We start from the raw sequence: 16,097 nt of genomic DNA, 5'->3' as shown, positions 1-16,097 counted from the left end.
TTTACAGCCTATTTCAAATGCTCAGCAAAAAAGCCCATCATAGTTGTATACAATTCAATTCGATTTTCTTCTTTGTAAAATCCATGACCTTCGTCATATTTCACCATATATGGAACATCAATATTCCGTGCTCTTAATTTTTCAACTATTTGGTCAGCTTCGTTTATGTTAACTCTTGGGTCGTTTGCACCTTGCACAACGAATAACGGCTTAACAATTTTGTCTGTATGCAAAGCTGGTGAAATTTCATCCATTATGATTTTCTCTTCTGGGATATTTGGATCATACCAAGTTTCATACAATAAAGCTCTGTATTTCTCCCAATATGCTGGAATGCTTTCCATAAATGTATTTAAATTAGAAACACCAACATAGTCAACACCACAAGCATATAATTCAGGTGTTTTTGTCATTCCTCGCAGTACAGCGTATCCACCATGACTTGCACCGTAGATAGCAACTTTATCCTTATTTACCCAACCTTGTTGAATAACATAAGCTAAACCATCTTCAACATCATCCATCGCAGCACGACCGATTTGTTTGAAACCAGAATTCATAAATTCCTTCCCATAACCGCCTGAAATTCTAAAATTCACATTTAAAGTAGCGTATCCACGACTGGCAAATAATTGATTTTCTGGATTGAATCCCCATGAATCTCTTACACCTTGAGGTCCACCATGTGGCATAACGATTAAAGGGACTTTTTCTCCGTTTAAAGCTGCTTTTGGTAAAGTGATATAGCCGTAAATTGTTTTACCATCACGACTTTGAAACTTAATCGGACGCATTTCAGCCATGTCTGACTCCTTTAAATGAGGCAATACTTTGTATAAAAGTTTAACCTTGTCTTCTTTTACATTGTAGATATAATATTCAGCAACAATTTTGTCACTCGTTACAACAATCATCTGTACATTTTCATCATCAGATCTGTATGTTGTATAAAATTGCTTGTCACCAAATTCTTTTTTCAATCTTGCCTGCACTTTTTTATAAGTTTCACTAATCGGAATAATTCTAACTTTCTCAGCGTTAACCATAATATAGTCAATCTCAAATCCTCTTTTTCTCGAAAGGCGTATAGAAGAAACGTCATAAGTTTTGTCAGAATGTATCTCCTTGATTACTTTCTTCGCTTTTAAGTCATACAATTGAATAACCGTTTTATCACTCGATAAATTTGACGCTACGTATGCATCATTTGGATTCTCTGTTTCATAATTGAATTCAATTACGTTAAACGCGTTTCCAAATTCGACCGTCATTAAATTTTTCATCTCACCATCAATTTTATAATCGATAGATTGATCAACACCATTTATCAATCGTGTGATAATTCTTAATTCTCCGTCCTTGTCAAAAGTGTAACCTGCAACTGGCGCTTCACCTTCTTTAAAAGTGTAGAGTTTGGTTAATTTTCCCGTATTGATATTTAATTTATAAGGCTCTTCTTGTTGCTTATTATCTTTATTTAATGAGATAATGATATGTTCCTTGTCATCTTTAAGTGATTCAAGGATATTCGCTTTTACACCGTCAAAAGGAGTCAGTTCTTTATCATTTGACCCATCTATATTGATGCCGAAAACGTGAAAATTTTCGTCCCCACCTTTATCTTTTAAGTATAGGATTCTTTCGTTTGTCGCCCAAAAATATCCTTTAATAATATCTTCACCATCTTTTAAAATAGCCAACTCTTTATCCGTTGCTGTATTTTTTATAAAAAGTGTGTTTTTACCTTCATCATTACGCTTCAAATACGATAGGTATTCGCCATTTGGAGACAGTTGAAATGAAGCTGCATCAGGGTTTTTAAAATAATCCTCAACAGAATATTTAAAAGGGCCAGATTCTTTTGCCGCTAATTTTGCCAAATCCGCACTCGTCGTTGGTAATGCAGTATTTCCCGGTAATGTTTTTACCGTTTTACTTAATACCAACGGCAATTCCATACCATTTTGATAAAATGTACCGCTAAGATCATTGTCTTCCATTTTAGCGACATATTTGAATTGTACAGTGGCAGAAGTAAATGTGATTTGGCCATCTTCAACTATTGTTTTGTCAATAGGAATACCGCTTGCTCCCTGCATTGGAACATCTAATGTTGAGGAATATCCTTCGTCAGTTTCACTGATGTCAAAGATGAGCTCAAGTTCTATACCTTGAGTCGTAATAGCTCCTTTCCATGATCCAGAATAGTCTTGTGCTGTGCTTATAGTGCTTATCATAACAATAGCAAATGTGAGTATTGATAATCGAATTGTTTTCATAATTTAACGGTTTAGAGATTTAAAATAATAATTTTATAATTAAGTATAAGCTTGCGCCTATTACCATACCAATTGCAAATTTTATCCAAAGAATTTTTTTACTTGTATTTGATTTTTCTGTCATAACTATTGAAATTTAAGTACAGCACAAAGATGAACCTAAAAAGCATAGGTTTGATTGATGTTTGCCCGAAATTAAGGAAAAATGGCGACGAAATTAGTTTTTAACATGTTGATTATGAGTGGTTTACGTGTTTATTGACGGCATCTACTAAAACGATCAATCCCAACCCTAAATTTCTAAATTTCGGGTAGTTTTATGAAAAAAATCAAAGATTATTCAACTGTTTAATATAAAATGAAGGATTCAATTGGGTATGTAGTTTGAAATATTTAGCAAATGAATCGCCGCTTTTATATCCTAACTCTTCTGCGATGGCTTGAATGGAATATGATCTAAATTGTCGATCATTTTTTAGCCGCACTATCGCATAATTAATTCTCAGGTCGTTGATATAAGTATTGAAATTCTTTTCAAATTCCATATTCAATACCTTGGATAAATAAGTCGTGTTGGTTTTGATTTTTTTGGCAACATTATAAGAATTACAGTCAACTGAGAGAAAGTATTCTTTTTCTTCCAAATATTTTAAACCGTCGATTATTTGAGTTTTTATCTCTTCACTTATGTCATTCGTAGATTTTTCTTCTAAGACGGTGTCTTTCGAATCGACGATTGGTTGTACAATTTTGGTTTGTTCAATATTATTCAACTTATCCATCAAAAGATTGAATCTTAATTCATCTTTTTTTCTCAATCGGTAAAAGCGCAATAACAAAAACAATAATCCGAGAATCAGTATTGAAGATCCTAATAGAACATAATTCAAATAGTTATTTTGAATATTCTTAGCCCTTGCCAATTTATTCAATTCACTTTTATAGTCCGCTAATTCTTGTGCACGAAGTGAAGCATTCACATCGTCTTTAATTTTAGAGAACTCATCTTTCGTGTTTAAATATTTTTCAAAATAGAAATGTGCTTTTTCGAAATTACCGTTTTCTTTATATGAATCTGCGATAATTTCATAATAGTCAAGCATATAACCTTCCTCTTCAGGAGTGACTTCATATGCTGCTAAACCATCTTCTAAAATTTGAATTGCGGCTGAGAAATTGCGCATACCATGTTCAACTTTTCCTAATCTATAAGCATGATTTAGCCAAAATAATGAAGATGCTGGCGGACAAAAATCAAGTGTTTTTTGATAATTACGTTTAGCCTCATTAAAATTTCCTTCAATAAAATCAATTTCTGCTTGATTTAAGTAAACGAAATACATAAGACATGAATCACCATCCAAGGCAACTAACTTTAATCTATTGTGATAATATTTTGCAGAATCAAGTTGATCTATTTTCTGATAAGAAATAGATAAATATAATAGGCTTTTTATTATGCTGAGGTCTTTTATATCACGCGTATATAATGAATCAATTTGCCTACTTGAATAAAATGCAACATTCTTTTTTGTAGCTTCTATGGCTTTAGCATGGTCTTCAGAAAATATGTGAAGACTCGCTAATTTACTTAATGTGACTTCTCGAAGTAGGTCGTTATTACTTTTTTTAGCAATCTCTAAAGCTGCATTATAATAGGTTATTGCTTTGCTACTATTTGGAATGCTGAACTGTAAATCTCCTCCCAATAAATTAGCATGTATTAGTAGGACATCGTTCTCATGTTTTTTAGCAAATGCCATTAACCTTTCGGATTCAAAAATGGCTTGATCAATATTTTTATCGTACAAATGGAGAATAGAATAGGCCTCAATTACTAAACCTTGTATTTCTATATTCCCGTCTTCTTTCGCCTTTTTTTCGCACAATTCGCCAAAAAACAATGCTTTTTCTTTATCGTACGTGAGATATTTTGTCAAAGAATCTTGAAGTTCATCAGCAGATAATTCATCGTAATTCAACTTTTGGGCAAGTCCAGAAAAAGGGATTAAAAAACAGAAGATTAACTTAATAAGGAATTTTCCTTGCAACATATTGTCTATTTGAGTTATTCTACTCAGCATTTAATTTGGTCGTAAAATTAACATAAAATGTAAAATGATACTTTTTTGGTAGGTGAATTAAAAGTGGTTCAACCAGCTTATTAAAGTTGTTTGTCCAATAAAAGGTGTGTGAATGATAAAATGGCTTCAGTCAATTATATGAATAGATATTAAATTAATATATTGATAATTAAGTGTTTAATGTATTGGTGTTTTGTAATGATTTGATTGTTAGGGCTAAATATTTTATTCGAACGATTTAAAATTCATTTTTTTTTACTTAGTTTGCTTAACTAATTAAATCATAAAATATGAAAAACCTATCTTTAAAATTAGCCATCACTGTGGTTGGTGCAATGCTTTTTTTTACTTCATGTAAGAAAGACGGATGTACTGATCCATTGGCTTCAAATTACAAAGTGACCGCCACGGAAGATGACGGGTCATGTGAATATGGAGAAGTAACTGCTACTGCGCCTTCAGGATTTACACCTAGTTTCGCCGGCAGTTTTGGAGCGTTTGTTTCAATTAAATCATTGACAACTACAAATACAGGTGGAATTACTTTTGATGCATCAATCGGAACTGCGGTTGCTATGTTTAGTGAAGATGGAGGTGCGAACTTCCAAGATGCAGGTGAAGTAAAAGTCAATACTAAAGTGCTTACAAAACAGGATAATAATTCTTATGTATTCACTCCTTCAGCCTCGTCTCCTACAGGAATTGATTTCACAGACGATGTTTCATGGGTAGTTGCTGGTGGAACTTGGCCTGCTGTTACAGCAGCTAGTTCTGTTGGATTTCCTACTGTTGACGATATTAATTCTGGAGACGTAAATACAGGTTCTGACTATGTCTTATCTTGTCCAGAAGTTGCTGATGCAGATTCTGTTTACTTTGGACTTTATGGTTCTGAAAATGCAAAATTTTATATTGTTGCAGGTGGAACAAGTTCGTATACTTTTAGTGCAGCCGACATGGTTGGATTAGGAAGTGGAGATGGCTTTGTTCAAATTGTCGGGATTAATTATGATCCGCAATCAATTGATGGCAAAGACTATTGGATTATCAATGAAACAGCAAGAACTAAAATGGTTAAATTCAATTAATCATTATAATTGATCTGAATTCAAGAGCCTTCAATTTTTTAAATTGAAGGCTCTTTTTTTTTAAATAAAAAGTTGCCTTTTTGAAGGTTTCGTTCACGATGTAGTATACAATTATATTAATGTAAGGGTAGGGGCTTGTCTTTAGAAAATTGAACAGCACCTTTCTAACATTTGTATGGCAAATGCTTTGTTGTAAAACGAGAATAACACTTATCGTTGGATGGAATATTAACTCAAACGCGCTATTTGACGTAATTTCTTCTCAGCCATAGTCTTAATTCTTTTTCCGCTTCCGTTCACAAGAAATTCTTCAAGATATTCCGTATTATCTGTTAATTCAATGATTTTAACAATTAACCGATTGTCGTTAAATTCATTCTTATAACTAACACACGCGTCAAATAATTGACGACTAATTGGTAGTTTTTTAAGTCTTTTATCTAGAATAGTTCGATCGATTAATTTTTTTGTCCAATCGCCAAATTCTGGTATTTTTTGCTCTAGAATTGAAAATTGGCTAGGGCTTAATATTGGAGATTGAAACAAAAACTCAACTGCTTTACCAATAAATAATTCGTCTGGATCTTCATGAATCACTAATAATACTTGATCGATTTCTTTATCGGAAATCTTTGTCTTTGTAGCAAACCAATTTTCTAAGGTTTTCATTCTGTATTTCCAAGAGTCAATCTCTAGTTCTTCAGCTTTAGTAAATGCTGCTAATTGTTGGTTGAAAATAGATTCGTCTAAGAGTTTAAATTTCAGCCAATTGGGGGAGTATCCGAGAGATGTTAATTTCATAATATTTATTTTAAATGACGATTAGGCCAATGGATTTTAATTGTTGTATCGGTTTAGAATACCAGAACAATTCAAAGTTTTCAAATTGTTCTTCAAAATTCAATTTTATTTGATTAAAAGTTAATTGTTTTACGTTTTCTGGCGATAATTGAGGCAATAAATCTAAAAACCAAAGACCTTCTTTTTGTTCTAAAATTATCTCCTTAACCATTTCAGGGGTATGGAAAATTAATTGAAGCATTGTCCAAGTATTTCCTTTTTTACTTTTTGTAAACTCGTTATGAATTGGAGTAGTGCCAAGCCAAATAATTTTATTATTCGCCTTGATATTAAAATGTTCAGACGTTACTAAACAATTGTTTATATAGTCTGGGCTTATTTTTGTTCGTGGAGTTTTAAAATCAAACCAATCTTTTAATGGAATATCATATCCAATATCATGCATATAATTATACAGTGATTTTTTTAACCCAAAACTATATTTCGAGTGGTCAATTCCAGTATTATCGACGAAATCAATATCGTTATTCGCGAAGGTGATCTCTTTTAGGTTAGGTTTTAAATTATAATTTTCAGGATTAAGACCGATAGGGCTATGTGCTGTCAAAGCAAATTGATGCCAGAATCCTGATTGGATAATCCCTGCTTCAAAAAGTTGTCGAACCATTTCTAAACTATCTATGGTTTCTTGTTCATTTTGTGTTGGATAGCCGTACATTAAATAAGCATGTACCATAATATCCGCATTCGTGAAATTCCGCGTTACTTTAGCAACTTGCTCAACGCTAACTCCCTTATCTATCAATGCCAAAAGTCGATCAGAAGCAACTTCTAAACCTCCTGAAACTGCAATACATCCTGAAGCTTTGAGCAATAAACATAAGTCTTGCGTAAAGTTCTTCTCAAATCTAATATTGGCCCACCAAGTAACAGTCAATTTTCTTCGAATTATTTCTAATGCCAAAGCTTTCATTAATGCCGGAGGCGCGGCTTCGTCAACAAAATGAAAACCGCTTTCATTCGTTTGTTTAATCAATTCTTCCATTCTGTCCACCAAAATTTTGGCGGCTATGGGTTCATATATTTTTATATAATCTAATGAGATATCGCAAAATGTACACTTACCCCAATAACATCCATGGGCCATGGTCAATTTATTCCACCTGCCATCACTCCATAAGCTATGCATTGGGTTCGCTATTTCAATAACTGAAATATATTTATTGAGCCTTAAATCGCTATAATCCGGAGTACCGAGATCAATTTGTTTATAATCCGCTTTATCACTGGTATTATTATAATAGACTTTATCATCCTTTAAATGAAGTGTTCGTTTCAATTCAAAAAATGAAAGGTCTTCAATATGCTGGAACAATAATTCTATTGGTAATTCTCCATCATCCAGCGTAATAAAATCAAAATAATCAAAAACTCTGGTATCAGTAACGGATCTTAATTCAGTGTTGGGAAAACCACCACCCATTGCTATTTTTATATCTGGGTAATTTGATTTTATAAATTGCGCACATCTAAAAGCACTGTATAAGTTTCCAGGAAAGGGAACAGAGAAACAGATCAATTTAGGTTGCGTTTCATTTATTTTTTGTTCGAGTAAGGACAGTGTTATTTCGTCAATAAATGTAGGTGCTGTTTGTAATAAATCATGCAATTCATCAAACGAGTTCGCACTTTGCCCCATTCTTTCTGCGTATCTGCTAAAGCCAAAATTATCATCGATACATTCAATAATAAAATCTGATAAATCTTCGAGATACAAGGTTGCCAAATGTTTCGCTTTATCCTGCATTCCCATCATTCCAAATGCAAATTCTAAATCATCTAATTGTTCAAAGCGCGATGCTTGCGGGAGAAAATTTCCTGCACAAATTTGTCTGGCGAGGGTAGGGTTCTCTCCTTGTAAAAAACGAATGACTTCGTTTAATGGAGTCAAATAAGCTTCACGCAATGTATAGATGCGTTCGGCATTTTCTGTTTGTATGGTATTATTCTCTTTGGCACTTTCAAATAAGTAGGCAAATTTTGATCGTTCGAATAAGGCAAGAATAACTTCAATCCCCAAATCCACTTGAAAAGATGAAATACTCTTCGTGTTTAAGAATCCTTTTAAATAAGCCGTTGCGGGATAGGGCGTGTTTAATTGAGTAAACGGAGGTGTTATTAAAAGTAAGTCTTTCAAACGAAACAATTTAGTGCTTTATTGATAGCTGAACAAAGATAGTTTATTAAATTGTGTAGTGATCAGTGTAGTTAATTGAATTCGTTAAGTATCGCAATTTTCTATTCTGATAAATTTGAAGAAAGGGTATAGATGCCGTTTATTTTCTTCTTTTCACTACTATTAATAACCAATTCACGTTGATCATTTAGCAGTGCTGAAAGCGTATCTTTCTTAAATATTATTTTTAATGTATCTCCTTGTATATATGCTGGAAGAGATTTGTTTTTTTTATCAATTAGAACAGTCATACTCTCGCTGTCGTTAGTTATTATAAGCACATCCTTATCGTTTGATGTCGACGTCCAAGTGCCAATAAAGTCTGCTGTTTTATTTTCAGAGCAACTGAAAACACTAATTGCGAAAATAAAAATATAAATGATGTTTTTCATGAGAGTAGAATTGATTAACACGTTTAAACGTATTGATTTTTAACCAGGGTATTTGTTTAATATGAAAATAGATAATTTTATTGAACAGGAGCTAATAATTCCCAGTCAATTCTTAAACCCATCGTTCCTTTAAGTCGATATCCAAGACTTTGCGTATTTGTAATGTCCACAAATTTAGAACCAATAGCTTTCTCTGGATTGATGCTATAATTCCTGTCTTCTATAGTGGCCAAAGTATCAATTATAGCCGGTAATATTTGGATATCATAACCTGTTTTACGTTCCATTTTTTTCAGGAATGCTTTGAGGTTTTTGGTTTGATAAGGATCACTGGCCAAAGCAATTGTTTTCAATCCGTTTTCTTTTGCTATTAGTGTTGAATAGAAAACATTTTCTGTACTATGTTCAGCAAGCGAATCCATAAAAATATTTTGTGCTGGAATGCCCATCTCGAGCGCATATAGTTTCATTACTTTGCACTCGGCATATTGATTGTACACCGCCCCACCAGAGAAGATTATATTTTTAACAAGACCTTGGTCCCATAAATATTTAACCCACACCATTCGCATTTCAGTGACATTAGACCATTCTCCATCTTCGAGTGGGTGACCAGGCACAATTACAGCATCAAACTTTTCGTTGCTATCAATTACTTTGATCAAGTGTTTTTCAGGATGTCTAATGACACAACTAAACGTGCTGAATAATATCGCAAAACACGATAAAAAAGTCATTAATTTGCTATTCATACCAGGAGTTATCAATAAATTTCAATCAAGATGATATCTGCCTCAATATCTGCCATGAATTGCATATTTAAATCTCTACAATCTGAAACTTCCAACATGTCATTGCTATCTAAGGTTGAATTCTTTTCGTCACAATCAACTTTAACAGTTCCTTTGATTATATAAATATATAAGAATTTGAGCTTAGACGAAAGTCGATAATAGAAAGGTTTTGATTGAAGTACCGTCAATCCTTTTATTTCGCCTTTCGTTTTTCCGCTCGTCATCAAGTTAAAATCAGATCCTAAACCTCTTGATTGCGTGTTGTCATCGCCACTAAAACTACTTTGATCAAACTTTTTTAATAATACAGGATCTTCACCATTATGACTCAATTCAATTTCACCATCCACGACCATTAAGGTCCTAGATATATCCTTTAAATTTGTAAACGTAGAAGAAGGATCAGTAATTGTCGCAGTACTTAATCTAAAATCAAAATCCAATTGTTGATATACAGCAGTATTAGGATAGATAAGCAATTCGGTAGTTTCTCCACCAGACCATTTTTTGCTTTCAATCTTTTGAGTTTTTAAAATACTACACTTCATCGTAATGGACAATTTTGTTCAATTTTTACCACTTTTATGTACTTCGATAAAATTTGGAATTAAAAAATTAAAATACAAATTTTATTGCAAAAACACAATAGTAAAAGTAAGAATTAAGAACTGAAAATTAGATATTTGAGCTAATAATTAACTTTCTTTAGCACCGTTTTTAGATTTACGGTATAAGTATGAGTTGTAGATACTTCTTTTAGCGAATCTAGACAATTTATCAGTATTCACCATTTTTTGATAGACTTTAGGTGAAACTCCAAAATATTCGTAAGTCGAACCGTCTAAAAAAGTAACTTCTAATACTTGTTTTTTGTGTTGGAAATCTGAAATTCCAACTACATTGATCAAGTTATCATATTCGGCTTGATTTGCAACTTTAGTTTCAGGAGCAATACTAACTAGAAAGTGATAAGCATCAATGATTTGTTGGCTTTTTAATTCAGCTTCCGCTGCTTTTTCATCGCCAGCTTGAAATTTATCAGGATGCCATTCCTTTACCAAATTTCTATAGGTAGTTTTAAGTTGTTTTAGATCCGTAGTTGGTTCAACATTGAACAACTTTTTGTATTCATTTATGCGCTTCATAATTCATTATTTGCTTTCGACGTTTAGCGGTATGAATTGAATAAATACACAATAAACTTCTATTTAATCGCGCAAAGATAGTTTATTGATTCGTTATTCACACTAAATAATACAAATCATTGAAATGAACTATTTATCTATGGTTGATTTAACAGGTTATCTTGTATGATATTTTGGGAAAGTAATTTTGTAAACGGTGCCAATTCGATCCAATATTTTTTTTCGTCCACTAATTTGCTCAGTGAAAACTTCAATTAATTCACGACCCATAGATATTTCGTCGAATGAATTATCATCTTTATTGACATAGTTTTCAATTGGAGACCCCACGCCATCGTCACCAATAACTAATTTATAATATTTCGAATTCTCTTCCCTTAATTCCAATAGAATTGTGCCACTATCTCGATTTGAAAAGGCATGTTTAAGAGAATTGGTAACCATTTCATTAATAATTAACCCCAACGGAATGGCTGTATTCATATCCATTTTTTCGAGGTCAATATTTATTTCCATTTCAATTTTTTTCGAACCTGAATATGACATGACAAGTGAGTGAACAATTGATTGAAAAAAGTCTTTGACCAGAACTTCTTCATAATCTCCGTGGCTATACATGTTTTCATGCAAAGCTGCCATTGCTCTAATTCGATCTTGACATTCTTCAATTACATTTATAAGCGCTTGGTCTTCAATTTTTTTTGCTTGTAGAGTAAGAATACTATTCACCATTTGAAAATTGTTCTTTACACGGTGATGCGTTTCTTTTAAAAGGTCTGATTTCATCGCATCAACGCGTTGCGACGTTAATTTTGAAGTCAGTTCTTTACGTTGATAATCTGAATGGTTTAAACTGTCTGCAACTATTATAATGTATACCAAACTGATGATCATATAAAGTACTGCACCTAAAACAATCGCAAAATCAGTCGCTAGTAAATTCGTTTTAATAGAGTAAATCAGGAAGTAATTTAATAGTATAGGCATGAACAAAATAAATGGCAGCATTGCTATAATCAACCGACTACCAGCGAGTTTATTGGTGATAAAATTTTTGAACCAAAAATATGGTGTAGTCAATAAAGTACTAATCGTTAATAAAATAAAGAGGGTGGAAGTGACAATAGACATAGATTCGAAAAAATCAATTTTATGATCAATCGGAACCATTAAAATAAATGAAACAAACCCAATTACACTTATTAATAAAACGATCAGGAAGGATGCATTACCAATACGTTTAATCGACTTTTTTTTAGATTCTAAGAGCAAAAGTCCAATTGCGAATAGCAAGAAGTTGATAGCTGTAGCTCTTGACATTCTACCAGAAATAACTTTCGAATAACTGTCTTCAATTATTGCATTGTCTATGTCAATTGATAATTTTATTGAATAAGATACCAATGCTGTAAGCGAAACGATTGAAATTATTGATAAGATAATAAAGTAAAAGATACGAGATGGTTCCTTTAATTGTGATCGTAAATAAACAGCGCTAGCTGCCATAATAAATAGCACAGCAGTGTTAAATTTCATTGTGGGAGCATTGGGAAGGATATCTGTTAATTGATAAATTTTGAAAAGCCAAGATAGCGCAACTAGTGTGGCCACAATAACTATGATAGCCAACAATGTTTTTTCAACCTTTAAGGTGTTTTTTGATTCCATAGCAATAGATTAGGCAAAATTGCAAGGCTTTAAATTTTTAAGCCCTGTTAGGTGTTACAATAATGCTTTAATTTAAGAAAAGAGTAGTTGTTTTAGGTTAACAGAACTAAAAATACAATTTTAATCTGTATAATTTATCATTTTTACGAATTAGTTTTCAGAGAAAAGAGTATTTTGAAATAATCAATTTGAATAATATCTGGAATTATAATTCTAATTATGGGCTAAAATTTTGTCCCATTCAGGATGCTTCTCTAAATATCGTGTCACGAAAGGACATCTTGAAATTAATTTAAGTTTGTTCCGCTCTATTTCGTGACGATCAGCATTAATTAATGCTGAAGCAATCCCTTGACCTCCTAGTTCTTTTGGGACCTCCGTATGAGTTATGAAAATTTTGTCTAAAGTTTTAAAATACTCTATTTTGGCAATCTTTCCTTCGATTTCAAAATAGTAGACTTTTTTATCCTCGTCATGTTATAAATTGAACGCCATTATACTTTCTATTGATCAAATTTATATGATAGTGCACCTGAAGGACACTGTTTAATTTGATTCACCAATTCATCTTTTGATGCATTGTCTGCCGAGATCCAAGGTTTTGATTTTGGGTCATAAACATTGGGCAGTGTTTTCACACAGATGCCCGCGTGAATGCATTTTTCAGCGTTCCAAATTACCGTGATACCATCTGTCGAATATTCTTTATTTCCTTTGCCCATATCGTTAATTTATTCTTTAAAAATAGTAAATAAAATTGATTTTTCAAATGGTTTAATTGATTGTTTTTCTACTTTTTAAGTCTTAATCTTGACACGTAAAAAGTTCAATAACAATAGTAAAAATATACCACCTAAAGCTGATACAGCCATATTAATAAAGAGTAAGGGAAGGTTAGTAACATTGTTTGCACAAATACTAGCAGGATCGAATCCAAGACGTCCAAAAGACTTAATAAATAAAACACTGCCAAAGACACCTATCATACAATTGCCAATTAAACCAAAACTCAACTTTTGTTTAATTTGACCAAGAACTAGTGTGGCAATTATCCCAATAACAATGCTTAATAAAGCGATTATCGTCTCTGTCATTCTTTTTATTTAATGTCCATAATCCATTTTATCAACTTTTCCTGTAGTAAGTCGTTTTTGAATGATGAAGTAAACAATGATTAAGATAACGCCAATAATACCCCAAATAAATGCTGTATTCATGCCGTATTCACTTGTTGATGTATTATAAATTGTTAATGATTCATGAATGTCATTCGTTGATGGTAAAATAACGGGAAACATAGAAGAAATTGAAGATATGATTCCACCTACAATTAACAAAGTCGAACAGATAAAAGGTGTAATTTCTTTTTTGAATTTATGCGACATCAATATTCCTGCTAAACCAGTAATATAAATCAGTGGGAAAATTATAAAATAAGGATGTTCTGCGAAATTACTATACGCTTCGGGATTGATGAGATTCCATATACTTAAAGAGAATAAGGTTAAAATGACAAGAGCAATTCCTAAACGAAATCGTACCTTCTTTAATTTTTCATTGATACTTGCATTGGTCTTCAGGATTACCCAATTGGCACCATGAATTGCAATGGTAACGACAGCAATGATTCCAATGATTATGGTGAACCAATCGATGACACCTGGATGCGTGGATAGCGGACTAAAGTCGTGCGACCAAAGTGGCAGAAAGAAATAATGACCTTCGTAAATGCCTTCTGTTCCTTCGACACCGCCTAAATTGACACCACGTAGTACATTGCCTAAAGCGATACCAAAAAACAAGGTCAATAATAAGCTGGATACACCAAATGCCTTATCCCAAATATCTTTCCACATTTGGTAATTAAACTGTCCGCGTAATTCAAGCCCTAATGCCCTGAAAATGATAAGCCACAATACAATGATTAAGGGTAAATATAAACCACTAAATACAGACGCATAATAAGTTGGGAAAGCCATGAATAGCATGCCTCCAGCAGCAACTAACCAAACTTCGTTCGAATCCCAAAAAAGTCCTGCTGCCTTTGTAATTACTTCTTTGTCTTTCTCCTTTTTTGCGTAGAAGAGATGAATGATTCCTGTTCCAAAATCATAACCATCCAATATAAAAAAGATGACAAGTATTATTCCGATTAAACTGTACCAAAAAATTTCCATATTAATGTTTTTTAGGTGTTGGACCTTGATGAATAGTTTTTCCGACTAGGAGGACAAATAATAAACCTAGAATTAGATAGAGCCCCATAAATCCTAATAAAGTAAAGAGTGTATTTCCAGAAGAAACGTTAGGTGAAACGCCGTCTGCAGTGCGCAATAAACCATAAACTAAATAAGGTTGTCGCCCTAATTCCGCTGTATACCAACCTGTAATATTTGCAATGTATGGGAAGGGGAAAAGGAAGAGTATGGTCCAAAGAATGGCTTTCGATTTGAATAATTTTTTACGCCAAAGTAAAAAGACAGCTAAAGCCATAATACCTAGGAAAATTGTTCCTAATCCAACCATTATGTGATATGAATAATACAAAGCAGGAATATTATCTGGGAGTTCATCTTCCTCAAATTGATCCATCCCTTTAATCTGCATGTTCCAATCTTGATAGGTTAAAAAACTCAGGACGTTAGGTACAGCCAATTTATTGTCTAATTTTTTCTCGACCATATTGGGTTGACCAATTAATACAATTTCAGCGCCAGCATGTTCTGTTTCAAAAATACCCTCCATTGCAGCAAATGCACCAGGTTGATATTTAGCCATGTTTTTTGCATTCCAGTCGCCAGTAGGGAAAGCAACGAGAAGACTCGATATTAAACCTAGTATGACACCTGATTTTAAAAATAAACGGCCGAATTCGACTTGTTTGTTCCGTAAAACATAAAATGCTCCTATACTAGCCAATACAAAAGATGAAGTTACCAAAGATGCCATTTGATTGTGCAAGAAGGCTGGCATCAGCCATGGATTAGTGAATAGTTCGGAGAAATTAGTTAATACAAATCTACCGTTCTCAAGAATTTCATATCCTACGGGATGTTGCATCCAAGCATTGGTCGCTAGAATAAGATAACCACTCGCCCAAGAGCCTATAAAAACCAATAAACCAGTCAGGAAATGAAGCCTTTGACCCATTAATTTTTCACCGAATATAAAGAGGGCTAAGAAGGAGGATTCGAGAAAGAAGGAAAACAATCCTTCCATCGCCAATGTTTGACCAATAATTCCACCAGTTAATTCTGAAAATTTGGCCCAATTGGTTCCGAATTGAAACTCCATTGGAATTCCGGTAATAACCCCCATAGTGAAATTGATGGCAAATATTTTCATCAGAAATTTAGCAGCATCATTGTACTTTTCAATTTTTGTGCGCAAGAATTGAAATTTAAATAGGACAATGATTAATGAAAGTCCCATTGTCAGCTGGGGAAAAATATAATGAAAAGTAATGGTGAAAGCAAATTGCAATCGATCGTAGAAAATCATGTCTTCCATAGGAATGGATTTTTGGTAGATTTAAGTGTTAAATTTTTACCAAAACGTCCATAATTTAATGAATCATTCGATAATATTTTAACCAATAAAATTTATCTGC

15 protein-coding genes are annotated in these 16,097 nt (G+C 33.0%); 1 reads left to right on the top strand and 14 read right to left on the bottom strand.

The genetic code is table 11. The annotated features are described in order from the left end of the window. Window positions 1-8 precede the first annotated feature (8 nt). Both T367_RS0107135 and T367_RS0107125 read right to left on the bottom strand, forming a co-directional pair. Window positions 9-2,279 carry an alpha/beta hydrolase family protein gene (locus T367_RS0107135; protein ID WP_027419225.1) on the bottom strand — a complete coding sequence of 757 codons (2,271 nt, stop codon included), beginning with the start codon at window positions 2,277-2,279 and terminating at the stop codon, window positions 9-11. A 329-nt stretch (window positions 2,280-2,608) separates the two neighbouring features. After that, window positions 2,609-4,333, bottom strand: a complete 1,725-nt coding sequence (locus T367_RS0107125) for a helix-turn-helix domain-containing protein (RefSeq protein ID WP_027419224.1) — start codon at window positions 4,331-4,333, stop codon at window positions 2,609-2,611. Between the two features lie 320 nt (window positions 4,334-4,653). Between T367_RS0107125 and T367_RS0107120 the strand changes: the two genes are divergently transcribed. Continuing rightward, window positions 4,654-5,451, top strand: coding sequence for a hypothetical protein (locus T367_RS0107120; protein WP_027419223.1), 798 nt, complete (start codon window positions 4,654-4,656; stop codon window positions 5,449-5,451). A 228-nt stretch (window positions 5,452-5,679) separates the two neighbouring features. Here the strand turns inward: T367_RS0107120 and T367_RS0107115 are convergent, their stop codons facing one another. From T367_RS0107115 to T367_RS0107065, 12 genes are all read right to left on the bottom strand, one after another. After that, window positions 5,680-6,252 (bottom strand): hypothetical protein, encoded by a 573-nt coding sequence (locus T367_RS0107115; RefSeq protein ID WP_027419222.1) that lies wholly within the window; start codon window positions 6,250-6,252, stop codon window positions 5,680-5,682. Window positions 6,253-6,262: 10 nt separating this feature from the next. Continuing rightward, window positions 6,263-8,449, bottom strand: a complete 2,187-nt coding sequence (locus tag T367_RS0107110; RefSeq protein WP_027419221.1) for a B12-binding domain-containing radical SAM protein — start codon at window positions 8,447-8,449, stop codon at window positions 6,263-6,265. Between the two features lie 101 nt (window positions 8,450-8,550). After that, window positions 8,551-8,880, bottom strand: a complete 330-nt coding sequence (locus T367_RS0107105) for a hypothetical protein (protein ID WP_027419220.1) — start codon at window positions 8,878-8,880, stop codon at window positions 8,551-8,553. Window positions 8,881-8,957: 77 nt separating this feature from the next. Next, window positions 8,958-9,617, bottom strand: a complete 660-nt coding sequence (locus tag T367_RS21690; protein WP_051568423.1) for a YdcF family protein — start codon at window positions 9,615-9,617, stop codon at window positions 8,958-8,960. Between the two features lie 26 nt (window positions 9,618-9,643). Further along, window positions 9,644-10,222: a HutD family protein gene (locus T367_RS23775; protein WP_051568422.1), complete on the bottom strand. Its 579-nt coding sequence runs from the start codon at window positions 10,220-10,222 to the stop codon at window positions 9,644-9,646. A 147-nt stretch (window positions 10,223-10,369) separates the two neighbouring features. Continuing rightward, window positions 10,370-10,819, bottom strand: a complete 450-nt coding sequence (locus T367_RS0107090) for a KTSC domain-containing protein (RefSeq protein WP_027419219.1) — start codon at window positions 10,817-10,819, stop codon at window positions 10,370-10,372. Between the two features lie 156 nt (window positions 10,820-10,975). Then, the gene (locus T367_RS23770; protein WP_051568421.1) at window positions 10,976-12,487 is read right to left on the bottom strand and encodes a sensor histidine kinase; all 1,512 of its coding nucleotides are present in this window, start codon (window positions 12,485-12,487) and stop codon (window positions 10,976-10,978) included. A gap of 213 nt (window positions 12,488-12,700) precedes the next feature. Beyond that, window positions 12,701-12,931 (bottom strand): GNAT family N-acetyltransferase, encoded by a 231-nt coding sequence (locus T367_RS24490; RefSeq protein WP_084274349.1) that lies wholly within the window; start codon window positions 12,929-12,931, stop codon window positions 12,701-12,703. Window positions 12,932-12,990: 59 nt separating this feature from the next. Beyond that, window positions 12,991-13,209: a (4Fe-4S)-binding protein gene (locus T367_RS0107080; protein WP_027419218.1), complete on the bottom strand. Its 219-nt coding sequence runs from the start codon at window positions 13,207-13,209 to the stop codon at window positions 12,991-12,993. Window positions 13,210-13,284: 75 nt separating this feature from the next. Further along, window positions 13,285-13,581: a hypothetical protein gene (locus T367_RS21675; RefSeq protein ID WP_035842844.1), complete on the bottom strand. Its 297-nt coding sequence runs from the start codon at window positions 13,579-13,581 to the stop codon at window positions 13,285-13,287. A gap of 9 nt (window positions 13,582-13,590) precedes the next feature. Beyond that, window positions 13,591-14,664, bottom strand: a complete 1,074-nt coding sequence (gene cydB, locus T367_RS0107070; protein ID WP_027419217.1) for a cytochrome d ubiquinol oxidase subunit II — start codon at window positions 14,662-14,664, stop codon at window positions 13,591-13,593. 1 nt (window position 14,665) lies between these two features. Next, window positions 14,666-15,997, bottom strand: coding sequence for a cytochrome ubiquinol oxidase subunit I (locus T367_RS0107065; RefSeq protein WP_027419216.1), 1,332 nt, complete (start codon window positions 15,995-15,997; stop codon window positions 14,666-14,668). Window positions 15,998-16,097: the final 100 nt, after the last annotated feature.

Source organism: Crocinitomix catalasitica ATCC 23190 (assembly GCF_000621625.1).
GTDB lineage: Bacteria > Bacteroidota > Bacteroidia > Flavobacteriales_D > Crocinitomicaceae > Crocinitomix > Crocinitomix catalasitica.
The sequence above is the reverse complement of the archived record's forward strand: the minus strand, read 5'-3'. Positions and strand labels throughout refer to the sequence as shown.